The following is a 23,027-nucleotide window of genomic DNA, read 5'->3' as shown; positions in this document are numbered from 1 at the left end:
AGGCGATCTCATGAACGCCGCCACCGCGACCGCCGCGCCGCTTCTGGTCTACTTCTCGAGCATCTCGGGCAACACCGCCCGGTTCATCGAGAAGCTGGGCCTGGAGGCGCGGCGGATCCCGCTGCACAGCACCGAGGAGCCGCTCGTCATCGATGAGCCCTTCGTGCTGGTCACGCCGACCTACGGCGGCGGGCAGGGGCGCGGCGTCGAGAAGGGCGCCGTGCCGAAGCAGGTCATCCGGTTCCTCAACGACGAGCGCAACCGGCGACACATCCGCGGAGTGATCTCCGCAGGCAACACCAACTTCGGCGACGCGTTCTGCGCCGCCGGTGACATCATCAGCCGCAAGTGCCACGTGCCCCACTTGTACCGGCTCGAGATCTACGGCACACAGGACGACGTCGATCGCGTGAGCGACGGATTGGAACGATGGTGGGTATTGCAGTCGAAGAGCACGCAGAGCGTGACGCAGTGAAGGCCGAGGCCGACTACAAGGCGAACCAGGCGTACGAGGGGCTCGATTACCACGCCCTGAACGCGATGCTGAACCTGTACGACGCGAACGGGCAGATCCAGTTCGGCGCCGACAAGCGCGCGGCACGGGAGTACTTCCTGCAGCACGTCAACCAGAACACGGTGTTCTTCCACTCGCTCAAGGAGCGCCTGGACTACCTCGTCGAAAAGGAGTACTACGAGGGCGCCGTCCTGGACAAGTACTCGTTCGACTTCATCAAGGAGCTCAACGAGTTCGCCTACTCGAAGAAGTTCCGCTTCGAGACCTTCCTCGGTGCGTTCAAGTACTACACGAGCTACACGCTCAAGACGTTCGACGGCAAGCGCTACCTGGAGCGCTTCGAGGACCGCGTCGTGATGACCGCCCTCGCGCTCGCCGACGGCGACGAGGACGTGGCGAAGAACCTCGTCGAGGAGATCATCTCCGGCCGCTTCCAGCCGGCCACCCCGACGTTCCTGAACGCCGGCAAGGCGCAGCGCGGCGAGCTCGTCAGCTGCTTCCTGCTGCGCATCGAGGACAACATGGAGTCGATCGCCCGCGGCATCAACTCCGCCCTGCAGCTGTCCAAGCGCGGCGGCGGCGTGGCGCTGCTGCTGAGCAACATCCGCGAGTCGGGCGCCCCGATCAAGCAGATCGAGAACCAGTCCTCGGGCATCATCCCCGTCATGAAGCTGCTCGAAGACAGCTTCTCCTACGCCAACCAGCTCGGTGCGCGTCAGGGCGCCGGCGCGGTGTACCTCAACGCGCACCACCCCGACATCATGCGGTTCCTCGACACCAAGCGCGAGAACGCCGACGAGAAGATCCGCATCAAGACGCTGTCGCTCGGCGTCGTCGTGCCGGACATCACGTTCGAGCTCGCCAAGAACGGCGAGGACATGTACCTCTTCTCGCCGTACGACGTGGAGCGCGTCTACGGCGTGCCGTTCGGCGACATCTCGGTGACCGAGAAGTACCGCGAGATGGTCGACGACCCGCGCATCAAGAAGACGAAGATCAACGCGCGCGAGTTCTTCCAGACGATCGCCGAGATCCAGTTCGAGTCGGGCTACCCGTACATCATGTTCGAGGACACGGTGAACAAGGCCAACCCGGTCAAGGGCCGGATCAACATGTCCAACCTGTGCAGCGAGATCCTGCAGGTCAACACCCCGACGACGTACAACGAGGACCTCTCGTACGCGCAGATCGGCAAGGACATCTCCTGCAACCTCGGCTCGATGAACATCGCCCTCGCGATGGACGGGGGCGACCTCGGCGCGACCGTCGAGACCGCGATCCGCGGCCTCACCGCGGTGAGCAACCAGAGCCACATCGCCTCGGTGCGCTCGATCGAGGACGGCAACGACCGCTCGCACGCGATCGGCCTGGGCCAGATGAACCTGCACGGCTACCTGGCGCGCGAGCACGTCTTCTACGGATCCGAAGAGGGCGTCGACTTCACGAACATCTACTTCTACACGGTGCTGTTCCACGCGCTGCGCGCCTCGAACAAGCTCGCGATCGAGCGCGGGACGGCGTTCGACGGCTTCGATGACTCGACCTACGCGTCCGGTGCGTTCTTCGACAAGTACATCGATCAGGAGTGGGCGCCCGCGACCGAGAAGGTCGTCGAGCTGTTCGCCGGTCACCACATCCCGACGCAGGCCGATTGGGTGGAGCTGAAGGAGTCCATCCAGAAGCACGGCATCTACAACCAGAACCTGCAGGCCGTGCCGCCGACCGGATCCATCTCGTACATCAACAACTCGACGAGCTCGATCCACCCGATCGCGTCGAAGATCGAGATCCGCAAGGAAGGCAAGCTCGGTCGCGTCTACTACCCGGCGGCGTTCATGACGAACGACAACCTGGAGTACTACGAGGACGCGTACGAGATCGGCTACGAGAAGGTCATCGACACGTACGCCGCGGCCACGCAGCACGTCGACCAGGGCCTGTCGCTCACGCTGTTCTTCAAGGACACGGCGACCACGCGCGACATCAACAAGGCGCAGATCTACGCCTGGCGCAAGGGCATCAAGACGATCTACTACATCCGCCTGCGTCAGATGGCGCTCGAGGGCACGGACATGGCCGAGTGCGTCAGCTGCATGCTGTGAACCTCTGATCAGGCATTCTTCTGAAGGATTGATATGACTCCCGAACCGCTCAAGCTCGTCGATCGCGTCCAGGCGATCAACTGGAACCGCATCCAGGACGACAAGGACCTCGAGGTCTGGAACCGTCTGGTGAACAACTTCTGGCTGCCCGAGAAGGTGCCGCTGTCCAACGACATCCAGTCGTGGAACACGCTCACCCCGGAGGAGCAGACGCTCACCATGCGGGTATTCACCGGCCTGACGCTGCTGGACACGATCCAGGGCACCGTCGGCGCCGTGTCGCTCATCCCCGATGCGATCACCCCGCACGAGGAGGCCGTCTACACGAACATCGCGTTCATGGAGTCGGTGCACGCGAAGAGCTATTCCTCGATCTTCTCGACGCTGTGCTCGACGAAGGAGATCGACGAGGCGTTCCGCTGGTCGGTGGAGAATCCGAACCTTCAGAAGAAGGCTCAGATCGTCATGGACTACTACCGGGGCGACGAGCCGCTCAAGCGCAAGGTCGCCTCGACCCTGCTGGAGAGCTTCCTGTTCTACTCGGGCTTCTACCTGCCGATGCACTGGTCGTCGCGGGCGAAGCTCACCAACACGGCCGACCTCATCCGCCTCATCATCCGTGACGAGGCCGTGCACGGGTACTACATCGGCTACAAGTTCCAGCGCGGCCTCGAGACGCTCGACCAGACCAAGAAGGACGAGCTGAAGGACTACACCTTCTCGCTGCTCTACGAGCTCTACGACAACGAGGTGCAGTACACCCAGGACCTGTACGACGGCGTCGGCCTCACCGAGGACGTCAAGCGCTTCCTGCACTACAACGCGAACAAGGCGCTGATGAACCTCGGCTACGAGGCGATGTTCCCGGCGACCGTGACGAACGTGAACCCGGCGATCCTGTCGGCGCTCTCGCCCAACGCGGACGAGAACCACGACTTCTTCAGCGGTTCCGGATCCTCCTACGTCATCGGCAAGGCCGAGGCCACGGAAGACGAGGACTGGGACTTCTGAGTCGCAGCACACGAGAGGCCCGGATCCGCGATCATCGCGGGTCCGGGCCTCTTCCTGTGCCGGAAGGGATCAACCCGCCTGGTGCTCGGCGGCGACGTCGAGGATCCAGGTCACGCCGAAGCGGTCGGTCAGCATGCCGAATCCCCGGCTCCAGGCCGATGCGGCGAGCGGCTCGATGATCGATGCGCCCGCGGACAGCGCGTCCCAGTACTCCTTCACCTCGTCCAGGGCGGTGCCGCGCACGGAGACGAAGAAGGGCTGCTCGGTGAGCGTGACGCCGTTCTCGCGGCGCGTCGGACCGCCGGTCGCGGGGCCGGCGGGCGCGCCGGGAATGTCGTAGGCCATGACCCGGAAGCCGCCCTCGGACTCGAGCTGCCCGAAGACGACGTCGTCGGCACCGGGGGCATCCTTCGGCATTCCGAAGTCGCCGTAGGTCGCGATGCCGAGCCGACCGCCGAACACGGCCTGATAGAACTCCAACGCCTGGCGCGCGTCGCCGCGGAAGTTGAGGTGGGTGGTCGTCGTGATGCTCATGAGCGCTCCTTGATCAGATGTTTTCCCGGCTTCCCCCGGACTCGCTCAGCCTCGCATCCATATAGGTCAGATCATGTCCTATACCAGAAGTACTGTTCATACATGGCCGCTCCCACCTCACGCCTGCTCACCCTGCTGTCGCTCCTGCAGACCAGACGCGACTGGCCGGGATCGACCCTGGCCGAGCGGTTGGAGGTCAGCCAGCGCACGGTCCGCCGCGACATCGAACGACTCAGGGAGATGGGGTACCGCATCCAGGCGACCATGGGGCCGGACGGCGGATACCGCCTGGGCGCGGGCAGCGAGCTCCCGCCCCTGCTCTTCGACGATGACCAGGTCGTCGCGCTCGCCGTCGCGCTCCAGGCCGCGACGGCTTCCGGAGCCGGCATCGAGGAGGCCTCCCTGCGGGCGCTGACCACGATCCGTCAGGTGATGCCGTCGCACCTTCGGCACCGCCTCGACGCGCTCCGCTTCACCACGCTCCCGTCGCGCCCCTACGACCACCTGCAGGATGCGGTCTCGACCGGCGTGCTGATCGCGATCTCGGCTGCGGTGCGGGCCGACGAGGTGCTGCGCTTCGACTACACGAGCGGCGCTCGTCGTGCGGACGACGACCATCGGCCTCTGCGGCGGGTGGAGCCACATCACCTCGTGACCGCCCGGGGCCGCTGGTATCTGGTCGCCTGGGATCTCGACAGGGATGAATGGCGGCTCTTCCGCGCCGATCGCATTGCGCCGCGCACACCTGCGGGCCCGCGATTCGCGCGCCGGGAGATCCCGGGCGGCGACGTCGCCGAATACGTCTCTGCGCGGTTCAAGGGCTCTGCCGAGGGGGACCGCTGGCCGTGCCAAGGCAAGGTCGTCCTCTCTCTGCCCGCTCGTGACGTGCTGCCGTTCGCGGGTGGCGGAGTCGTCGAGGACCTCGGCCCCGACCGGTGCTCGCTCGAGATCGGCTCGTGGTCCTGGATCGCCCTCGCGGCGGACCTCAATCGGTTCGACACCGACATCGAGGTCGTCCGCCCTCCGGCACTCGCGCACGCGTTCGCCGTGCTGGCTGAACGGAACGCGGCGACCGCCCGGGGGAAAGGTACGCCCGGTTCAGCAGTTGCGAAGGCGGCCGCTGATACCGTCTCCTGACGGCGGACGAGGGGAGACACGGTGGCCGACGACCCGACCCTCGGACTGACGCTGAGCGGCGGCGGCGCCTACGGCGCGGCCCAGGCCGGAGTGCTGCAGGTGCTCGCGGAGCGCGGCATCCGCCCCGGGATCGTCGCGGGGACCAGTGCCGGCGCCCTCCTCGGGGCCGCATATGCGGCCGGTTTCGATGCCGATGCGATCGATCGCGCGGTCCGTGGCTTCCGCTGGGGCGCGATCGCGCGATGGTCACTGCGCCCGCGCTGGGGCCTGCTCGACACTCATGCCGTGACGGACGCGATCCACCGAATCCTCGGGCGCGACCCACTGATCGAAGACCTGCCCCGCCGCTTCGGCGCCTACGCGACGGATCTGCGCACGCGCCGCGGTGTGATCCTCGACCGCGGTCCGCTCAGCACCGCCCTGCGCGCCACGGTCGCGGTCCCCGGGGTGCTGCCGCCGATCCGCCGCGATGGCGCGCTCCTCGCCGACGGCGGAATGGTCGACAACGTCCCCGACTCCGTGACCCGCGCGCTCGGCGCAGAGCGGACGATCGTCGTCCGCCTGCACGCGAAGTGGGAGAACGTGCGTATGATGCGCACCGTCACTGCGACGGCCGACCTCGTCGCCGATCCGACCGTGATCCTCATCCAGCCGCAGATGGAGCGCATGGCGCAATGGGTGATGAAAGATGTGCCCCGGCTCATCGCGGAAGGGCGTCGCGCCGCGGACGAGGCCCTGGATGCCGCGCATCGTGACGGCCGCCTGATGGCCGCTGCCTAGGCCGCCGCCTGCCCGCACGCCCTGGCGCCGCCCGTCTTCGCGCAAGGGTTCCCCGGTCTTCGTGCCAGGATTCCCCGGTCCTGATGCCAGGCCGTCGCCGTGGTCCGTCGTTCAGAGGCCTCGCAGGATGCTTTCGTGCCGGATGCGCAGGCGTCTCATGCCCGTCGATGCATATGGATGCGCGTACGGTGAGAGCAGCGATCGGCACCTGCCCTTGGCTCCAGCTCCGGCTCGTCCGGACACAGGGAAGGCGCTCGCGATGTCATCCACCTACGCCGAGACTTCGTCCAGGCTCGGACCCGTCCGACAGACCTACGCCCGCCAGGAGGACTTCCCGCACGTCGCGCGGGCGTTCGTCGAAGTGTCCCGGGTGGTGCGGGAGACCGGACTGATGCAGCGCACGCCGCGGTTCTACATCTTCGTGGCGATCGGGATCGCGATCGCATTCGGCGGTGCGATCACCGGATTCATCCTGTTCGGAGACAGCTGGTACCAGCTGCTCATCGCCGCCGCGCTGGGGATCATCTTCACCCAGGTCGCGTTCCTCGCGCACGAGGCCGCGCACCGGCAGATCCTCGCCTCCGGCCCGGCGAACGACCGGCTCGCCAGATTCCTCGCGGCGGCGGTCGTCGGGATCAGCTACTCGTGGTGGGACTCCAAGCACAGCCGTCACCACGCGAACCCGAACCGCGTGGGCAAGGACCCGGACATCGAGGTCGACACCATCTCCTTCCTCGAGGAGGACGCGGTCCAGGCGCGGGGTCTGCGCCGGATGATCACCCGCAAGCAGGGCTGGCTGTTCTTCCCCCTCCTCACCCTCGAGGGCCTGAACCTGCACTACCTCGGCATCAAGCATCTCGCCGGCCGGGAACCGGTCAAGGGCCGCTGGACGGAGATCGGCATGATCGGCGCCCGGTTCGCCCTGGTGCTGACGCCCGTCTTCCTGCTGCTCCCGCTCGGCAAGGCCTTCGCGTTCGTCGGCGTCATGCTCGCCGTGTTCGGCGTGTACATGGGGGCATCGTTCGCACCGAACCACAAGGGCATGGCCGTGATCGCCCCGGAGGCCCGACTCGACTTCTTCTCGAAGCAGGTGCACACCTCGCGCAACATCCGCGGCGGCTGGTGGGCCACCTGGCTGATGGGCGGCCTGAACTACCAGGTCGAGCACCACCTCTTCCCGAGCATGTCCCGGATGCACCTCGCACAGGCGAGCGAGATCGTCCGCGAGTTCTGCACCACGCACGGCGTCCCCTACACCGAGACCTCGCTCTGGCGGTCCTATGCGATCGTCATCGACTACCTCAACCGCGTGGGCCTCGCTGCGCGGGATCCGTTCGACTGCCCCATGGTCGGGCAGTACCGGCGCGCCTGATCGGGGGCGCCCGGCTCCTCGCCGCAGCCTCAGGAGACGCCTCGGGGCAGCCCTGGCGGAAGACCGCTCAGGCGAGGTCTGCGAAGAGCGCCATCGTCTCGGGACCCATCTCGACCTGGGTCAGGATCACTCGGAACGAACCGTCGGGGGCGACGTACACGTCGGTGCCCAGCCCTCCGGACCAGCCGTAGCGACCCCGATGCGGCCCTTCGGTCTGCACGGCGACGCCGTAGCCCCAGCCCATCCCATCCCAGAAGCCGGGGAAGAAGCTGTCCGGCGTCTTGAGGCGCGCGAGAACGCGGTCGGTCCGCATCTGCTCGAGCAGTGCGGGCTGCACCATGACGCGTTCGCCGACACGGCCGCCGGAAGCCAGCATCCGGGCGAAGGCCGCATAATCCGACGCCGTCGAGACCAGCTCGGCATGACTCAGGTCGAACGGCGCCGGGGCCACGTAGAAGCCCGATGCGGCGGGTTCGATCTCGATGAGCGCGCCCGGCCCGTCGTGGCGGTGCGCCGCGGGGAGACGATGTGCCTGCGGCTGCGGAACCGAGTATCCCGTGTCGGTCATGCCGAGCGGATCGAAGATCTCGTCCGAGAGGTGATCCTGCAGGGGGCGGTCCGCGACGCGGCTGAGCAGGATCCCGAGGATCCCGAACGAGTGGTGGTAGCGCCATCCCGCACCGGGCTGGAACATCAGCGGGAGCTCAGCGAGGGCGTCGAGCCAGTCCTGGGCGCCGAGCGCGACAGGATCCTGACTCGCCTGGGTGCGACCCCGCACCATCGCATCCTGCAGCGGTCCGGGAGCGGTCGTCATGCCGTAGCCGGACGTGTTCGTGAGCAGATGCCTGACGGTGATGGGCGATCGGGCGGGCACGACGTCGTCGAGCGCCGCACCCGGAGCGCGCAGCACGCGGCGGTCGGCAAGCTCCGGAAGCCACCGCTGCACGGGAGCGTCCAGCTCGAGCCGTCCCTCCTGCACCAGCCGGAGCGTCGCGACGGCCAGGACGGGTTTCGTCATCGACTGGATGCGCACGATGGCGTCGACGGGGAGATCGCCGGAGGAGACGATGTCCAGCCGTCCGTCGTCGGCCCCATCCGCGACCACGATGCCGGGCGCGGTGCCGCCCGCGACATGCCTGTCGATGATTTCCTGCAACTCCGTGGTCGTCATCGTCCGGCTCCTTCACGTGCGCAGGCGTCGTCTAGGGGTGGTCCCGGCCCACTCTAGGCGGAGAGCGGGAGTGGGCGCCCTCGTCCGCGCCGAAGGCCTTCGCCGCCGGTTGTCAACCCCCGTGCCACGGCGCGGGGTCCGGCCTAGTGTCGGACCGTTCGACCACCCAGTCACCGAACGGAGGCCCTCCTCATGGGCATCGGAACCGGCATCGTCCTCTTCGTCATCGGCGCGATCCTCGAATTCGCGCTCAACATCCAGGTCACCTGGATCGACCTGCACCTCGTCGGCTACATCCTGATGATCGCCGGTGCGGTCGTGTTCCTGCTGAGCCTGATCCTGATGCTCACGCGGCGCGGGCGCCGCACCGGGCCGGTCGACGACGAGGATCTGCTCTGACCGAGAATCGGCCGGGCGGAGAGGCGTCGCGAGGGTCGGCGAAGCGTCGGGGCGTCAGAGACCGCGGTGCGCGGCCCATCGTCGGGCCGCCTCGGTCGCCGCGCCCGTGAGGAGCGCATCGATCGCGGGGGAGTGCTGCACCGGGAACGACACGTAGGCGCCCCGCCCACCGGCGACGGGACGCCCGTACGCCTTCGCTGCGAGTGCCCCGTCGGGCAGGAGCCTCACGGTGAGGGACTGCAGTTCGAACCGTTCGCCGCGGCGTTCGTCCTCCCACCGCAGCTCCGGCGGGATGGTGACGTTCAGCGCGAGCGCGCCGATCTCGATCTGGTCGTCGCCCACGTCGGCGCCTCAGGCCTTCCGCTGCTCGCGGTAGTACGCGAGCAGCGCCCGGGTGGAGGGATCCTGGGCGTCGATCGCGTCCTGATCGCCCTCGATCGCAGGCGCGATCTGCAGGGCCAGCTGCTTGCCGAGCTCGACGCCCCACTGGTCGAAGGAGTTGATCCCCCAGATCACGCCCTGCGTGAAGGTGATGTGCTCGTACAGGGCGATCAGCTGACCGAGCACGGCCGGCGTCAGCGCGGGGGCGAAGATCGACGTCGTCGGACGATTGCCGGCGAAGGTCCTCGCCGCCACGAGCGCGCCGGTCGTGCCCTCTGCCTCGACCTCCTCGGCGGTCTTTCCGAACGCGAGCGCCTTCGTCTGGGCGAGGAAGTTCGCCAGGAAGAGGCCGTGCACGTCGCGGCCGTCGTCGGCGAGAGGGTAGGCGGGATTCGCGACGGCGATGAAGTCGGCGGGGATCAGTCGAGTGCCCTGGTGGATCAGCTGATAGAACGCGTGCTGGCCGTTCGTGCCGGGTTCGCCCCAGAACACCTCGCCGGTGTCGGTCGTCACCGGCGACCCGTCCCACCGCACGGACTTGCCGTTCGACTCCATCGTGAGCTGCTGCAGGTAGGCGGGGAAGCGGCTCAGCTGCTGCGCATAGGGGAGCACCGCGTGCGACTGCGCGCCGAGGAAGTTCGTGTACCAGACGTTGAGCAGGCCCATCAGAACCGGAACGTTGCGCTCCAGCGGCGTGGCGCGCACGTGCTCATCGACGGCGTGGAAGCCGGCGAGCAGCTCGCCGAACGCGGCGGGGCCGAACACGATCGCGAGCGACAGGCCGATCGCGCTGTCGACCGAGTACCGTCCACCGACCCAGTCCCAGAAGCCGAACGCGTTGGCCGGGTCGATGCCGAACGCGGCGACCTTGTCCAGCGCCGTGGAGACGGCGACGAAGTGGTGGGCGACCGCGTCGCTGCGCGCCTCATCGGTGGCGACGTCGACCCCGGCCTCGGCGAGACGCGCCCAGAGCCAGTCACGGGCGAGGCGCGCGTTGGTGAGCGTCTCCAGAGTCGTGAACGTCTTCGAGGCGACGATGAACAGCGTCGTCTCAGGATCCAGATCCGCCGTCTTCTGGGCGATGTCGGTCGGATCGATGTTGGAGACGAAGCGGGCCTGGATGCCCGCGTCGGCGTAAGGCTTGAGCGCCTCGTAGACCATGACCGGGCCGAGGTCGGATCCGCCGATGCCGATGTTGACCACGTGGGTGACCTTCTTGCCCGTAACGCCGCGCCATGCGCCGGAGCGCACGCGATCGGCGAACGCGCCCAGTGCGTCGAGCACGGCGTGCACGTCGTGATCCACGTCCTGGCCGTCGACGACCAGCTCCGGGGTCGCTCCCGCAGGCCGACGGAGGGCGGTGTGCAGCACGGCACGATCCTCGGTCGTGTTGATGTGCTCGCCCGCCAGCATCGCGGCGAAGCGCTCGGCGACGCCGGTCTGCTCGGCGAGCTGAACCAGGGCCGCTCGGATCTCGGGCGTGATGAGGTTCTTCGACAGGTCGACCCGGAGGTCGGCCAGATCGAAGGTCAGGCTCTGCACGCGCTCCGCATCGGCCGCGAACCAGCCGCGCAGATCGGGCGAGAACGACTCGCGCAGCGCGGTGAGCGCGGTCCAGGCGGGTGTTGCGGTGGCGTCGATCGGGGAGCTCATGGTGCCACGCTAGCGCGCGCGACGGCACCTGTGCGGACGATGTCACGCCGGCCGCAGACGAGAGGGGGCGGGGCGCACCTGACACCCCGCCCGCTCAGGGTCAGGCCTGCGCGCTGCGGTCCGGAAGCTCCTGCAGCGTCCAGCGGTTGCCATCGGGATCGGCGAACGTGACGAAGCGGCCCCAGGCCTGCTCGTCGACATCGGTCGCCTCCGCACCCACGCTGCGCAGGTGCGCCAGAGCCTCGTCGGCGTTCGGCACGACGACCTGGATCGTGTTCTGCCTGCCCGGTTCGAGGTCGATCCCGAGGTTGGTTCCGAACGCGATCGAGCACGCGGATCCGGGGGGCGTCATCTGCACGAAGCGCAGCCCGTCGAACGGTGTCTGGTCGTGGTCGGGGTTGAAGCCGATCCGCTCGTAGAACTCCTTCGAACGATCGACGTCCGTGACTGGCACGAAGATGAGCTCGATCTTCCAGTCCATACTGCACGCTCCTCTGAGTGGGAATTCCGTGGCGGAGGATCCGCCGTCGATCCGACGCTACGCCGGGCGTCGGACATTCGACTCGGTCGTGGAGGCGGCCCCGGCGGGTCGCACTCAGTCGTCGCGCAGAGCCTCGGTCGCCTGACGGTGCGGGAGCACCGAGTGCTTGCCGGTGAAGCCCTCGCGTTCCCGGGCCGCTGCGAGGATCCGGCGTCGGGCGGCGAACCATCCGACGATGAGCGCCGGGATGATCACGATGAGGGAAAGCAGCACCCACCGGCCGGTCTCGGTGAACCCCATGGTGACGAGCACGAACACGAGGAACGCGAGCGTGAGATACCCCGTGTACGGCGCGCCGAACATGCGGAACGAGGATCGCTCCAGCAGCCCCTTCTTCGTGAGCGCATGCAGGCGCAGCTGGCACAGGACGATCGTGGCCCACCCGCCGATGATGCCGAGCGCGGAGACCTCGAGCACGATCTCGAACGCCTGCGACGGCACGATCGCGTTCAGGACCACGCCCGCGAGGGTGATGACCGAGGTGAGCAGGATTCCGCCGTACGGTACGCCGTTCCGGCTCATCCGGGCGGTGAAGCGCGGTGCCGACCCGTTCACCGACATCGATCGCAGGATGCGACCGGTCGAGTAGAGGCCGGCGTTCAGGCTGGACAGCGCGGCCGTGAGCACGACGAAGTTCATCACGGACCCGGCCACGGCGCCGGTCTCCGCGCCGCCGAGGTGCGTGAAGAAGGTCACGAACGGCGATTCGCCGGCCTTGTACGTATTGAACGGCAGCAGGAGCGAGAGCAGCAGGATCGAGCCGACGTAGAAGATCGCGATCCGGATCACGACGGTGTTGATCGCGCGGGGCATGATCTTCGCGGGCTCCGCCGTCTCACCCGCCGCCGTGCCGACGAGCTCGATCGAGGCGTAGGCGAACACCACGCCCGAGATCGCGATGAGCGGCGCGAACAGGCCCATGGGAAGGATTCCGCCGTGCTCCGCGATGATCGAGAAACCGGTGGGCCCGACGTCGGTCGGGGCCTGGATGATGAGGATGACCGTTCCGATGATGAGGAACGCCACGAGGGCGACGACCTTGATCATCGCGAACCAGAACTCCATCTCGCCGAAGAGCTTCACGCTGACGAGGTTCAGCGAAAGCACCACCACCAGCGCCACGAGCGCGATCAGCCACTGCGGTACGGCCTGCAGCGGCGGCCAGTACTGCGCCCAGAACTTCACGTACAGCGCCGCCGCGGTCACGTCGACGATCGAGGTCATCGCCCAGTTCAGGAAGTACAGCCAGCCGCTCACGAAGGCGACCTTCTCGCCGTAGAACTCTCGGGCGTACGAGACGAAGGAGCCGGAGGACGGGCGGTGCAGGACGAGCTCGCCGAGCGCGCGCAGGATCAGGAATGCGAAGAAGCCGCACACCGCGTAGACGATGATCAGGGCCGGCCCGCTCGAGGCGAGGCGGCCGCCTGCGCCCATGAACAGACCGGTGCCGATCGCGCCGCCGATGGCGATCATCTGGATCTGCCGGGGCTTCAGCGCCTTGTGGTAGCCGGCGTCCTCGCTGGAGAAGTCCTCGACCGCCATGAGGCGATCGCCGGTGAGTTCGCGTTCGTTCTCCAGGGCGTCCTCGGGGTCGACCGCCCGGCCGGGGTGCTGATCGCTCATCTGCGCTGCCTTTCCTCTGGGCCGCCCCGGGACGACAGCCGATCATCGGTGCATCGAAGATCCTGCCGCGGATCGAGGGTGCAGGGCAACGAACGAACCGGCGTCGGGGGACAATGAGCCATGACCGAAACCAGCCTCGTCGGCGACACGATGCTCTCCCGGGCGGAGGGGCTCGCCGCCGGCCGCGCCGCCCGCGACCGCGTGCCCCGCACCGCCTTGGCGACGATCACCACGACCGGCCGCGACCCCCTCGGGATCCTGGATCGGCAGAACAGCACGCGGCTGCGGGACCTCATCCCGCTGCGCACGGAGCGCATGGCCGCCAGCCCGTTCGCGTTCTACCGGGGTACGGCCGCGATCATGGCCGCGGACTTCGCGCGGGAGCCGCACACGGGGATCCTGGTGCCGTCCTGCGGCGATGCCCACATCGGCAACTTCGGCTTCTTCGCGTCGCCCCAGCGCACGCTGATGTTCGACCTGAACGACTTCGACGAGGCCGCCTGGGCGCCCTGGGAGTGGGATCTCAAGCGGCTCGTCGCGAGCGTCGTGATCGGCGCACGGGGGAGCCGCGGGCAGGCGCTGGCGGATGACGCGGCTCGGCAGTGCGTGGTCGCGTACGCGAGGGCGCTGCGCTCCGCCGCCTCTGCGGATCCGCTGCAGCGGTACTTCGCCCACTTCGACGCGGCTGCCGCGCGGGACGGGCTCGACGTCGATTCGCAGCGCACCCTGCAGAAGGCGATCGCCGCGGCCGAGAAGCGCACCGGGGCGCGCGCGGCGCGCAAGCTCACGGTGCGCGGCGACGACGGGCATCTGCGCTTCGTCGAGCAGCCTCCGGTCATGACGCACGCCGATCCCGAGATCCGCGAGGTCAGCGACACCGCCTTCGCGCAGTACGCGGCTTCCGCCAACATCGACATCCAGCTGCTCCTGCGCCAGTACCGGGTGCGCGACGTGGCACGCCGCGTCGTCGGTGTGGGCAGCGTCGGCACGCGGTGCTTCCTCGCGGTGCTCGGCACCCCCGATGCCGAGCCGCTGCTGCTGCAGGTCAAGCAGGCGGGACGCAGCGTCCTCGCCGAGTACGGCGGGATCGAGCAGCCGGCCGACCTCCGGGGGCGGATCCGCGACGGCGGGGAGGGCGCGAGGGTCGTCGGGGTGCAGCGGGTGCTGCAGGCGTTCTCGGATCCCTTCCTCGGGCACATCAAGGGTTCGCGCGACGACTACTACGTGCGCCAGTTCCACGACATGAAGGGCTCGATCGACACCGACGAGATCGAGGACGAGGGGTACCGCGAGTACGCGGTGGCCTGTGCGATCACGCTCGCCCGCGCCCATGCGCAGGCGCCTGCGGCCGCGGAGATCGCCGGATACGCGGGAAAGGGCGCGCAGCTCGCGGATATCCTGGTGAGCTGGGCCAACGCCTACGCCGATCTGGCCGAGCAGGACTACCGGTCGTTCACAGCGCGGTCGGACGAGCAGGGGGCGGCGAGCGCCGCTCCACACGCAGCGCAGCAGTCTGCGCAGGAGGAGAGCACCGCATGAAGCAGATCCGATTCGGATCCGGATCCGCCCCGGCGGTCGTCGCGGGCATGATGCGCATCGACGGCCGCACGGACGCGCAGGTCCGCGAGCTGTACGACACCGCCCGAGCGAACGGGATCGACTTCTTCGACCACGCCGACATCTACGGCGGAGCGATGCACGTCTGCGAAGACCGGTTCGGCGCCGCGCTCGGGCTGTCCGCGTCGGAGCGGGACGAGATCACCCTGCAGACTAAGTGCGGCATCGTGCCGTCGGAGGGGATGTTCGACTTCTCGTACGAGCACATCATCGGCCAGGTCGAGGGTTCCCTGAAGGCCCTGCGCACCGACCGCATCGACGTTCTGCTGCTGCACCGCCCGGACGCCCTCGTGGAGCCCGAGGAGGTGGCGCGCGCCTTCGACGAGCTGCACGCCGCGGGCAAGGTGCGCTCCTTCGGCGTCTCGAACCACACCCCGCGCCAGATCGACCTGCTGAAGACCGCGGTGACCCAGCCGCTCATCGCGAACCAGCTGCAGCTGTCGGTCACGCATGCGCCGATCATCGCGCAGCCGCTCGCGGCGAACATGGCCGGACTCGACCAGAGCATCGTCCGCGACGGCGGCGGGATCGTGGAGTACTGCCGCATCGAGGGCATCACGATCCAGGCGTGGTCGCCGTATCAGGCGGGCTTCTTCACCGGCGTGTTCCTGGACAACCCGGCCTACCCGGAGCTCAACGCGGCGATCGACCGGATCGCGGCCGCGCACGGCGTCACCCCGATCGGCATCGCCACCGCATGGATCACCCGGCACCCCGCCGGAATGCAGGTGGTGCTCGGCACGACCACGCCGTCGCGCGTCCAGGAGGCGGCGGAGGGCGCCGACGTCGAGCTCAGCCGCGCTGAGTGGTACGAGCTGTTCCGCGCGGCCGGCCACACCCTGCCCTAGGGCGCGGCCGGAGCGCACCCGGGATCTCCTAGGCTGTCGGCATGGGCCTGGTGTTCACGATCCTCATGCTGGTGCTGATGATCGGCGCGCTCATCGACATCATCACGCGTCGCGACGACCAGGTGAAGCACCTGCCCAAGGCGTTCTGGATCATCCTCGTGATCATCGTCCCGCTGGCCGGATCCCTGATCTGGTTCCTGGTCGGGCGCGAGTACGACGGCGAGGGGATCCGCCTGCCGCGGCCGCGGGAGCGCCGCTCCGGTCCGCCGGCGCCCACGGCGCCGTCGCAGCCCGCCGACACGCGCAGCACGGAACAGCAGATCGCCGATCTGGACCGCGAGATCGAGGAGTGGCGGCTGCGCGCCGAGATCGAGAAGCGCAAGAAGCAGCAGGGCGAGGCGGAACAGGGATGAGCAGCGCTGCGGGCCTGCCCCGCGCGGTGATCGGCGGCGGAAGCGGCTACCTCGGATCCGCCCTGCGCGACGCGCTGCGCGTCGACGGCTACGACGTGCGCACGATCGGGCGCGGGGGCGATGCGGATGCGCGCTGGGGTGACGAGGACGGGATCCGGCGTCTGATCGACGGCGCCGCGCTCGTGATCGGCCTGGCCGGGCGGCGCATCGACTGCCGCTACACCGATCGCAACCGCGACGAGATCCTGCGCTCACGCGTGCGCACCACGGCGGCATTGCACCGCACGATCTCCACCGTGGCGCATCCTCCCGCCGTCTGGATGAACGGCAGCTCCGCGACCGCCTACCGCTACTCGCTCGACACGCCGCGCACGGAGGCGGACCCGCTCGACGAGCGCGGCTTCTCCTGCGACGTCACCCGGGAGTGGGAGGCGGCGCTGTTCGCCGGCGAGCTGCCGGACACCCGCCGGATCGCCTTGCGCACCTCGCTCGTCCTGGGCCGGGGTGCGCCGGTCATGACCATGCTGCTGCGCCTGGCCCGGCTGGGGCTCGGCGGGCCGCAGTACGACGGCTGGTGGTTCCCGCACCGGCGCTACCGGGGGATCGGCTCGCATCCGACGGAGCCGGTTCGGCCCGACTATGAGCGCTCGCGGGGGCGGCAGAGGCTGAGCTGGATGCACGAGCAGGACTTCGTGCAGGCGGTGCGGTTCCTCCGAGACCACGACGAGATCGCCGGCCCCGTGAACATGGCGTCACCGAACGCGGTGACCAACATCGCGCTCATGCGCGCGCTGCGCCAGGCTGTGCGCGCGCCGTTCGGGCTGCCCGCACCGCGCTTCGTGCTCGAGCCGGGGATGGCCGTGCTGCGCACCGAGTCCGAGCTCATCCTGAAGAGCCGGTGGGTGCTGCCGCAGGTGCTCGAGGACGCCGGATACGTGTTCCGGTTCCCGGAGCTGGACGGAGCCGTGCGGGCGATCGTGGGGCGCTGAGGCGCGCGCGGGGACGGCACCTCCCCGGGGAGTCCGGTGTTCCCGTCGCGAAAGCCACCGCTGCTGATCGCTCCAGGCGCAGAGGACGCCGCAGACCGGTGGTCAGAGCGACTCTCTCCGCGACGGCAACGGATCAGGGTCTCGCGACGGGGCAGCTCCGAGACCGAAGGACGCGCGGACGGCCTCATCGAGGTCGGGGTGCGCGAACGCGTAGCCCGCGGCGAGCAGCTTCTCCGGCGCGGCCCAGCGGCTCTTCAGGATCAGCTCGGTCTCGGTGCGGATCCCGATCGCGCCGAGCTCGAGCATCCAGCGGGGCTGCGGCAATCCGAACGGCACGTCCAGGGCGCGGCGGATCGTCGCCATGAGCGTGCGGTTGTCGCTCGCCCCGGGGGCCACCACGTTCACGGGTCCCTCCAGCGCGGGGTGATCCTCGAGGAACGCGATGATCCCCGCCACATCGTCGAGGTGCACCCAGCTGAACCGCTGCCGCCCGCCGCGGGTGCGGAAGTCGTGCGCCGTCCCCGCTTCGCGCCGCGCACGGCCCACGGGCCAGTGCCCGTCGTACTGGGTGCCGCCCAGCCCGAACCGCGCGAGCGTCCGCAGCGTGCCCAGCACGCCGCCGTCGCCGAGCACGATCGCGGTGCGCAGCGCCACGCGGCGCGTTCCCGGCAGATCGCCCGCGAACAGGGCCCGCTCCCACGCCTTCGCCACCTCGGCGGAGAAGCCGGTGCCCGGCTCGCCGCTGGCCTCCGTCTGCGCCCGGTCCTCCGCATGGCGGTAGATCGTCGCGGTCGAGGAGTTCACCCAGAGCGGGGGCGGCGTCGCCGCGCGCCCGATCGCGGTGTGCAGGGCGGCGGTCGTCCGCTCGCGGGAGCGGAAGATCTCTGCCCGGTTCGCCGGGGTGTACCGGCAGTTCACGCTCCTGCCGGCGAGGCCGACCACGAGACCCGCGCCGTCGACCGCGGCATCGATCCCGGACTGGTCGTCCCAGCTCAGATCGGCGTCGTGGCGCGAGATCGTGACGACCTCGCGCCCTGCGGCACGCCAGCGCCGCGCGAGATCCTGGCCGATGAACCCCGTGGATCCGCCCAGCACCACCCTGCCGCGACCGTCCTCGTGCGCGCTCATGCGTCCTCCTCGATGTCGTAGCGGAACGTCCCGGCGTACTCATGGATGCGACCGAGCAGCGGCACGTCCACCGTCAGGGCGACCCGCTGCCCGCCGAGGTCGGTGTCGGCGCTCTCGATCAGTCGGATCCGGGGAGCGAGGCACCGCGGGAACCGGATCCCCCGTCTCCCGAGCCGCACACCCACCCGAGTGCTGCGCAGCTCGAGGGCGCCGCCGGATGCCGTCACGTCGAAGACCGCGGCGAGCACCTCGCGCTGCCCCAGGCGATCCGCGACCCTGCCGCGCGGCAGGGATCGCACGCGGTCGCGCATGGTCCAGTCCCCGCCGGTGAGGTGCAGCGTCCGCTCGGCCGATCGGCCTTCGCCGTCACGGTTGCGGATCGTGAACGGGACGTCCTCCGCCCAGCCGGCGTACACCGCGCCGCGGCGTTGCAGGACGCGCAGCACCGGTCCGAGCAGCACGCGGACCGCGCCGCTCCGGCAGCCGACCCGCTCGAACACGCCGTGTCCGACGCCGACCCTTCCCGGAGGGATCGGCTGGAGGTACGCCCGCAGGTGCGGATGCAGCTCGCCGAGGCCGTCACCGAGTGCGGTGGCGTAGGGGGAGAGCGGATCGATACTCATGGTCCCACAATATCGAACACGTTCAAAAAACGCGAGCGCACCGCTTCGTGCCGTCGAGGTCCGCGAGGCTCCAACGGGTGACGAGCGGCGCTCGGGAGCGCCATCCCGCTACGGAAACGGACGCGGAGACGGAGTCTGAGACGGGCGCGGCGGACGCGGTACGCCTGAGGGGGCCTCAGGCGCCGACGTCGGCGCGGCTCGTCGCCTGCGCCACGTAGGCGTCGACGTTCGCCGAGGAGAGGATGTGGCGGGCCACCATGATCGCGGCGCCGAGCACGGCCGCCTTCTCCCCGGCGTGCGTCTGCACGATCGCGAGGTGCTGCGTGGCGAGGGGGATGGAGCGGCGGTAGACGACCTCGCGTACGCCCGCGAGGAGGTGCTCACCGGCGCGCGCGATGCTGCCGCCGAGCACGATGACCGACGGATTCAGCAGGTTCACGAACGTGGCGAGCACCTCGCCCACATCGCGGCCCGCCTGCCGGGTGGCCTCGATCGCCGCGGGGTTGCCGTTGCGGACCAGCTCGACCACGTCCGAACTCGTGACGGCGTCGAGACCCTGGGCCCTGAGTGCCGTGGCGATCGCGGTGCCGCTGGCGAGCTCCTCGAGGTCGCGGTCCTCCCCGGGTGCATGCGAGGACTCGGGGGAGTACGGCACCTTGACGTGCCCCATGTCGCCGGCCGAGCCCTGGGCGCCGCGTTGCAGCCGCCCGCCTGCGATGATCCCGGCTCCGATGCCCGTCGCGACCTTCACGAAGACGAGATCGTCGACGTCGGCGAAACTCGTGGCCTGTTCGCCCAGCGCGAGGACGTTGACGTCGTTGTCGACGAGCACGGGCACATCCAGGGTGCGCTGCACGTAGCCCGGCACGTCGAACCGGTCCCAGCCGGGCATGATCGGCGGGTTGTAGGGCCGACCTGTGGAGTGCTCCACGGGGCCGGGGACGCCGATGCCGATGCCCACGAGCGGGATGCCGCGCAGGGCTTCGGTCTCGAGCAGCGCACGGCCGTCGGCGAGCACCCCGTCGAGCACGGCGGCGGGGCCGTCGGCGATGCGCAGCGAACGTGTCGTGCTCTCCAGGATCCGTCCGCCGAGATCCGAGACGGCGACCGTCGCGTGCGAGGCGCCGAGGTCGGCGGCCAGAACCAGTCCGACCCGCGGGTTGAACGCGACCCGCGAGGGAGGGCGGCCGCCGGTCGACAGGCCTTCGCCGGCGGGGACGACGAGGCCGGACGCGAGCAGGGCGTCGACGCGCGCCGACACCGTCGAGCGGGCGAGGCCGGTGAGGTGCGCGAGGTCGGCCTTCGTGCGCGCCTGGCCGTCGAGGAGCAGCTGCAGCATGTCGCCCGCGCCCGGCGAGGCGCCGCCGTTCAGCCGGTCGGGGTCGCTCATAGGGTCAGTAAACCACACGGGTATTGCTGAGCTGAGGAACGACATCTGTCGGCGCCGGAAAGACTTTTGTCTAACACTTGACAAAAGGGTGTCGATCCGTGTCAGAATCATCGACATGACAACGGAGGTCACTCACACCGGCATCGGGACGATCCGATCCGGCTTCCTCGGCGGAGGATTCATGGCGCAGGCGCACACCCGAGCGGCGCGTGCCGCGGGCGCGGTCCTCGCCGGCATCGCCAGTTCCTCGCCCGAGCGCGCGGCGGTCGCCGCGGCTCAGCTCGGGGTCGAGCACGCCGCTACGGTCGACGAGCTCCTCGCCGGGGACAGCGATGTCGTGCACGTCTGCACCCCGAACTCCACGCACGCCGCGCTGGCGATGAGCGTGATCGAGGCGGGCAAGCACGTGATCTGCGAGAAGCCGCTGGCCACCTCGCTCACCGATGCGCGGGCGCTGGCCTCCGCAGCGCGGGAACAGGACGTGGTCGCCGCGGTCCCGTTCGTGTACCGGTACCACCCGATGGTGCGGGAGGCGCGAGCCCGCGTCCTCGCCGGCGAGCTCGGCGCTCTGCTCACGGTGGACTGCGGCTACCTGCAGGACTGGATGCTGCTGCCGACCGACGACGACTGGCGGGCGACGTCCGACGAGGGCGGCCCGTCCCGCGCGTTCGCCGACATCGGATCGCACCTCTGCGATCTCCTCGAGTTCGTGGCGGGCGAGCGCATCGTCCGGCTCACCGCCCGCACCCGCCGGGCGTTCGCGGAGCGCGGGGGTCACCCCGTGCAGAACGAGGACGCGGTCGTGATCCTCGTCGAGACCGCAACGGGGGCGATCGGCACCCTGCTGGTCTCGCAGATGGCGGCGGGCCGCAAGAACGCCCTCACCCTCGAGTTGCACGGCACCCGGGAGAGCATCCGCTTCGACCAGGAGCGCCCAGAGGAACTCTGGATCGGCCGGAGGGAGGGCAACGCGCAGCTGTTCCGGGATCCGCAGAACGCCCATCCCGGCGTCGCCCGGTTCTCCCGTCTCCCGGTCGGGCACGCCCAGGGGTATCAGGACGCGTTCAACGGTTTCGTTGCCGACGTCTACGCCGCGATCGCGGGGGAGCAGCCCGACGGCCTGCCGACCTTCGACGACGGCGTGCGCGCGGCGCAGCTGACCGAGGCCGTGCTCCTCGCCGCCCGGGAAGAGCGCTGGGTCGACGTTCCGGCCGAGACTCCCTGACCACCGCATCAGCACACGAGCTCCTGAACCGAAGAAGAGGAAGAGCAATGTCAGACGAATACGATCTCGTCATCGTCGGATCCGGTCCGAACGGCGCGATCATCGCCCGCCGGGTGCACGAGCAGAACCCGGAGGCGTCGATCCTCGTGATCGAGGCGGGGTCGCGGATCACGGGTGTCGACGGCGAGCACCTCGTCGAGGTCGACGAGAATGCGATGAACGCCTCCTACGAGGATCTGATGCGCCGTGCGCGGCAGATCGAGTACGTCCGCGGCGCCGCCTCGATGAACGAGATCGACGGCGACGGCTGGACAGCGGACTCGACCGGCATCTTCCCCGCGGCGTTCCTCGGTCACAACTTCTCCGAGTTCCCCGGCGCGTCCGTCGCCTGGAACATCGGCGGCATGGGCGTGCACTGGACCGCGGCGACCCCGTGGCCCTACGCCGAGGAGATCCCCCCGTTCCTGCCGCGCGCGCAGTGGGACGAGGATCTCGAGAGCGCGCGAGGCCTGCTGCGCACGTATGTCGGACCGCTCGTCGACAACCCGTTCACCGAGCCGCTGTTCGCCGCGCTCCGTGACGCCGTGCCGAGCCCTGACCCCGAGCGCCGCTTCGGGTACATGCCGATGGCAGGGGTCCCGCACCAGGACCGCCCGTTCGCCCGCACCGGCCCCCGCGACATCGCCCCGTACCTGTTCGACGGCAGCGAGCCGAACGTCGCGATGCGCACCGGCGTGCTGATCACCAGGATCGAGCACGACGGCGCGCGCGTGACAGGGCTCGTCGGACGCGACCTCGCATCGGGGGAGGAGGAGTCCTTCCGCGGCCGGGTGGTCCTGATCGCCGGTGACGCGCTGCGCACCCCGCAGCTGCTCTGGGCCTCGGGAATCAGGCCCGAGGCGCTCGGCGTGCGGCTCAACGAGCACGCGTCGATCGACGGCGACGTCGTGATCGACGCGGCCCGTCTCGGGCTCACCGACGCGGACATCCCGGTGCCGCCGGCCGGCGAGCCGTTCATCGGCTCGTACTGGAGCCCGTCGATCGGAGCCGCTCGCCCCGCTCACGGACAGCTCATGGAGCGCGAGTTCGACGGGCAGCACGTGCTCGGCGTCGGCTGGTACTGCGCCACGGAGATCCGGCCCGAGAACCGGATCGAGTTCTCCGACGACCGCACCGACGCTCTCGGGATGCCGCACATGACCGTGCGCTTCTCCTATTCCGAGGCGGACATGGCCGAGATCCGACGGACCATGGACGTGCAGCGCGCGGCCGCGAACGCGATCGGCGTCTTCCCCGCGGAGGACTCCGAGATCCTGCCCGCCGGCGCCTCCCTGCACTACACGGGCACCGTGCGCATGGGCCCCGTCGACGACGGCACCGCCGTCGTCGACACGGACGGGCGCGTCTGGGGCTTCGACAACCTCTATCTCGCAGGCAACGGCGTCATCCCGACCGCCCTCACCTGCAACGCCACCCTCACGGGCGCCACGATCTCGGTGCGCATCGCGCGCGCCGTGTCCGCGGCGCTCTGACCATCACCGAACCCGACCCACCACCCGATACAGAGGAGAATGCG

22 protein-coding genes are annotated in these 23,027 nt (G+C 69.3%); 13 read left to right on the top strand and 9 right to left on the bottom strand.

Annotated features, from left to right (window positions below):
* Positions 1 to 10: 10 nt before the first annotated feature.
* From nrdI to nrdF, 3 genes are read left to right on the top strand one after another with little or no spacing between them, the layout of a single operon-like run.
* Complete coding sequence (gene nrdI, locus LXM50_RS11080; protein ID WP_233311381.1) at positions 11 to 475, top strand: class Ib ribonucleoside-diphosphate reductase assembly flavoprotein NrdI; 465 nt, start codon at positions 11 to 13, stop codon at positions 473 to 475.
* Positions 430 to 2,616, top strand: coding sequence for a class 1b ribonucleoside-diphosphate reductase subunit alpha (gene nrdE / locus LXM50_RS11075; protein WP_267920812.1), 2,187 nt, complete (start codon positions 430 to 432; stop codon positions 2,614 to 2,616). The genes nrdI and nrdE overlap by 46 nt, the downstream gene beginning before the upstream one ends.
* 33 nt (positions 2,617 to 2,649) lie before the next feature.
* On the top strand, positions 2,650 to 3,627 hold the full coding sequence (nrdF, locus tag LXM50_RS11070; RefSeq protein ID WP_233311380.1) for a class 1b ribonucleoside-diphosphate reductase subunit beta: 978 nt from the start codon (positions 2,650 to 2,652) through the stop codon (positions 3,625 to 3,627).
* Between the two features lie 69 nt (positions 3,628 to 3,696).
* Here nrdF and LXM50_RS11065 read toward each other — a convergent pair whose 3' ends face one another.
* Positions 3,697 to 4,161: a VOC family protein gene (locus tag LXM50_RS11065; protein ID WP_233311379.1), complete on the bottom strand. Its 465-nt coding sequence runs from the start codon at positions 4,159 to 4,161 to the stop codon at positions 3,697 to 3,699.
* A 102-nt stretch (positions 4,162 to 4,263) separates the two neighbouring features.
* Between LXM50_RS11065 and LXM50_RS11060 the strand changes: the two genes are divergently transcribed.
* The 3 genes from LXM50_RS11060 (at position 4,264) to LXM50_RS11050 (ending at position 7,450) form a co-directional block, all read left to right on the top strand.
* Positions 4,264 to 5,298: a YafY family protein gene (locus tag LXM50_RS11060; protein ID WP_233311378.1), complete on the top strand. Its 1,035-nt coding sequence runs from the start codon at positions 4,264 to 4,266 to the stop codon at positions 5,296 to 5,298.
* 21 nt (positions 5,299 to 5,319) lie between these two features.
* Positions 5,320 to 6,078 carry a patatin-like phospholipase family protein gene (locus tag LXM50_RS11055; RefSeq protein ID WP_233311377.1) on the top strand — a complete coding sequence of 253 codons (759 nt, stop codon included), beginning with the start codon at positions 5,320 to 5,322 and terminating at the stop codon, positions 6,076 to 6,078.
* Between the two features lie 259 nt (positions 6,079 to 6,337).
* On the top strand, positions 6,338 to 7,450 hold the full coding sequence (locus LXM50_RS11050; protein ID WP_233311376.1) for an acyl-CoA desaturase: 1,113 nt from the start codon (positions 6,338 to 6,340) through the stop codon (positions 7,448 to 7,450).
* A gap of 67 nt (positions 7,451 to 7,517) precedes the next feature.
* Here the strand turns inward: LXM50_RS11050 and LXM50_RS11045 are convergent, their stop codons facing one another.
* A complete protein-coding gene (locus LXM50_RS11045) occupies positions 7,518 to 8,621 on the bottom strand; it encodes a serine hydrolase (protein WP_233311375.1) in 1,104 nt (367 codons plus the stop codon).
* A gap of 192 nt (positions 8,622 to 8,813) precedes the next feature.
* On the opposite strand from LXM50_RS11045, the gene LXM50_RS11040 reads away from it, so the two are divergent.
* Entirely contained in the window at positions 8,814 to 9,020 is a 207-nt protein-coding gene (locus tag LXM50_RS11040; RefSeq protein ID WP_374107826.1) for a DUF6458 family protein, read from the top strand.
* Positions 9,021 to 9,074: 54 nt separating this feature from the next.
* Here LXM50_RS11040 and LXM50_RS11035 read toward each other — a convergent pair whose 3' ends face one another.
* From LXM50_RS11035 to LXM50_RS11020, 4 genes are all read right to left on the bottom strand, one after another.
* Positions 9,075 to 9,362: a hypothetical protein gene (locus tag LXM50_RS11035; RefSeq protein WP_233311374.1), complete on the bottom strand. Its 288-nt coding sequence runs from the start codon at positions 9,360 to 9,362 to the stop codon at positions 9,075 to 9,077.
* 9 nt (positions 9,363 to 9,371) lie between these two features.
* The gene (gene pgi / locus LXM50_RS11030; protein WP_233311373.1) at positions 9,372 to 11,054 is read right to left on the bottom strand and encodes a glucose-6-phosphate isomerase; all 1,683 of its coding nucleotides are present in this window, start codon (positions 11,052 to 11,054) and stop codon (positions 9,372 to 9,374) included.
* A gap of 100 nt (positions 11,055 to 11,154) precedes the next feature.
* Positions 11,155 to 11,535, bottom strand: coding sequence for a VOC family protein (locus LXM50_RS11025; RefSeq protein ID WP_233311372.1), 381 nt, complete (start codon positions 11,533 to 11,535; stop codon positions 11,155 to 11,157).
* Positions 11,536 to 11,649: 114 nt separating this feature from the next.
* Positions 11,650 to 13,137 carry an amino acid permease gene (locus LXM50_RS11020; RefSeq protein WP_233311557.1) on the bottom strand — a complete coding sequence of 496 codons (1,488 nt, stop codon included), beginning with the start codon at positions 13,135 to 13,137 and terminating at the stop codon, positions 11,650 to 11,652.
* Between the two features lie 201 nt (positions 13,138 to 13,338).
* On the opposite strand from LXM50_RS11020, the gene LXM50_RS11015 reads away from it, so the two are divergent.
* Genes LXM50_RS11015 through LXM50_RS11000 form a run of 4 tightly spaced genes read left to right on the top strand, consistent with a single transcriptional unit; the run spans position 13,339 to position 17,085 of the window.
* Entirely contained in the window at positions 13,339 to 14,757 is a 1,419-nt protein-coding gene (locus LXM50_RS11015; protein WP_233311371.1) for a DUF2252 domain-containing protein, read from the top strand.
* The gene (locus LXM50_RS11010) at positions 14,754 to 15,683 is read left to right on the top strand and encodes an aldo/keto reductase family oxidoreductase (protein ID WP_233311370.1); all 930 of its coding nucleotides are present in this window, start codon (positions 14,754 to 14,756) and stop codon (positions 15,681 to 15,683) included. Before LXM50_RS11015 ends, LXM50_RS11010 begins: the two co-directional genes overlap by 4 nt.
* A gap of 41 nt (positions 15,684 to 15,724) precedes the next feature.
* Positions 15,725 to 16,096 (top strand): PLD nuclease N-terminal domain-containing protein, encoded by a 372-nt coding sequence (locus LXM50_RS11005; protein ID WP_233311369.1) that lies wholly within the window; start codon positions 15,725 to 15,727, stop codon positions 16,094 to 16,096.
* Entirely contained in the window at positions 16,093 to 17,085 is a 993-nt protein-coding gene (locus LXM50_RS11000; RefSeq protein ID WP_233311368.1) for an epimerase, read from the top strand. The genes LXM50_RS11005 and LXM50_RS11000 overlap by 4 nt, the downstream gene beginning before the upstream one ends.
* Before the next feature lie 102 nt (positions 17,086 to 17,187).
* Here the strand turns inward: LXM50_RS11000 and LXM50_RS10995 are convergent, their stop codons facing one another.
* From LXM50_RS10995 to LXM50_RS10985, 3 genes are all read right to left on the bottom strand, one after another.
* A complete protein-coding gene (locus LXM50_RS10995; RefSeq protein ID WP_233311367.1) occupies positions 17,188 to 18,213 on the bottom strand; it encodes an epimerase in 1,026 nt (341 codons plus the stop codon).
* Positions 18,210 to 18,836: a DUF4166 domain-containing protein gene (locus LXM50_RS10990; RefSeq protein WP_233311366.1), complete on the bottom strand. Its 627-nt coding sequence runs from the start codon at positions 18,834 to 18,836 to the stop codon at positions 18,210 to 18,212. Before LXM50_RS10990 ends, LXM50_RS10995 begins: the two co-directional genes overlap by 4 nt.
* 175 nt (positions 18,837 to 19,011) lie before the next feature.
* Positions 19,012 to 20,226: an ROK family transcriptional regulator gene (locus tag LXM50_RS10985; protein WP_233311365.1), complete on the bottom strand. Its 1,215-nt coding sequence runs from the start codon at positions 20,224 to 20,226 to the stop codon at positions 19,012 to 19,014.
* A 115-nt stretch (positions 20,227 to 20,341) separates the two neighbouring features.
* Here LXM50_RS10985 and LXM50_RS10980 point away from each other — a divergent pair, with 115 nt between their 5' ends.
* Both LXM50_RS10980 and LXM50_RS10975 read left to right on the top strand, forming a co-directional pair.
* On the top strand, positions 20,342 to 21,451 hold the full coding sequence (locus tag LXM50_RS10980) for a Gfo/Idh/MocA family protein (RefSeq protein ID WP_233311364.1): 1,110 nt from the start codon (positions 20,342 to 20,344) through the stop codon (positions 21,449 to 21,451).
* A gap of 47 nt (positions 21,452 to 21,498) precedes the next feature.
* Positions 21,499 to 22,983, top strand: coding sequence for a GMC oxidoreductase (locus LXM50_RS10975; protein WP_233311363.1), 1,485 nt, complete (start codon positions 21,499 to 21,501; stop codon positions 22,981 to 22,983).
* Positions 22,984 to 23,027 lie beyond the last annotated feature (44 nt).

Source organism: Microbacterium sp. Au-Mic1 (assembly GCF_021341785.1).
GTDB lineage: Bacteria > Actinomycetota > Actinomycetes > Actinomycetales > Microbacteriaceae > Microbacterium.
This window is presented reverse-complemented; position numbering and strand designations above follow the sequence as displayed.

Coding starts and splice junctions, on each gene's coding strand:
- nrdI (WP_233311381.1), top strand. CDS start 11: ATGAACGCCGCCACCGCGACCGCCGCGCCGCTTCTGGTCTACTTCTCG.
- nrdE (WP_267920812.1), top strand. CDS start 430: ATGGTGGGTATTGCAGTCGAAGAGCACGCAGAGCGTGACGCAGTGAAG.
- nrdF (WP_233311380.1), top strand. CDS start 2,650: ATGACTCCCGAACCGCTCAAGCTCGTCGATCGCGTCCAGGCGATCAAC.
- LXM50_RS11065 (WP_233311379.1), bottom strand. CDS start 4,161: ATGAGCATCACGACGACCACCCACCTCAACTTCCGCGGCGACGCGCGC.
- LXM50_RS11060 (WP_233311378.1), top strand. CDS start 4,264: ATGGCCGCTCCCACCTCACGCCTGCTCACCCTGCTGTCGCTCCTGCAG.
- LXM50_RS11050 (WP_233311376.1), top strand. CDS start 6,338: ATGTCATCCACCTACGCCGAGACTTCGTCCAGGCTCGGACCCGTCCGA.
- LXM50_RS11045 (WP_233311375.1), bottom strand. CDS start 8,621: ATGACGACCACGGAGTTGCAGGAAATCATCGACAGGCATGTCGCGGGC.
- LXM50_RS11040 (WP_374107826.1), top strand. CDS start 8,814: ATGGGCATCGGAACCGGCATCGTCCTCTTCGTCATCGGCGCGATCCTC.
- pgi (WP_233311373.1), bottom strand. CDS start 11,054: ATGAGCTCCCCGATCGACGCCACCGCAACACCCGCCTGGACCGCGCTC.
- LXM50_RS11025 (WP_233311372.1), bottom strand. CDS start 11,535: ATGGACTGGAAGATCGAGCTCATCTTCGTGCCAGTCACGGACGTCGAT.
- LXM50_RS11020 (WP_233311557.1), bottom strand. CDS start 13,137: ATGGCGGTCGAGGACTTCTCCAGCGAGGACGCCGGCTACCACAAGGCG.
- LXM50_RS11015 (WP_233311371.1), top strand. CDS start 13,339: ATGACCGAAACCAGCCTCGTCGGCGACACGATGCTCTCCCGGGCGGAG.
- LXM50_RS11010 (WP_233311370.1), top strand. CDS start 14,754: ATGAAGCAGATCCGATTCGGATCCGGATCCGCCCCGGCGGTCGTCGCG.
- LXM50_RS11005 (WP_233311369.1), top strand. CDS start 15,725: ATGGGCCTGGTGTTCACGATCCTCATGCTGGTGCTGATGATCGGCGCG.
- LXM50_RS11000 (WP_233311368.1), top strand. CDS start 16,093: ATGAGCAGCGCTGCGGGCCTGCCCCGCGCGGTGATCGGCGGCGGAAGC.
- LXM50_RS10995 (WP_233311367.1), bottom strand. CDS start 18,213: ATGAGCGCGCACGAGGACGGTCGCGGCAGGGTGGTGCTGGGCGGATCC.
- LXM50_RS10990 (WP_233311366.1), bottom strand. CDS start 18,836: ATGAGTATCGATCCGCTCTCCCCCTACGCCACCGCACTCGGTGACGGC.
- LXM50_RS10985 (WP_233311365.1), bottom strand. CDS start 20,226: ATGAGCGACCCCGACCGGCTGAACGGCGGCGCCTCGCCGGGCGCGGGC.
- LXM50_RS10980 (WP_233311364.1), top strand. CDS start 20,342: ATGACAACGGAGGTCACTCACACCGGCATCGGGACGATCCGATCCGGC.
- LXM50_RS10975 (WP_233311363.1), top strand. CDS start 21,499: ATGTCAGACGAATACGATCTCGTCATCGTCGGATCCGGTCCGAACGGC.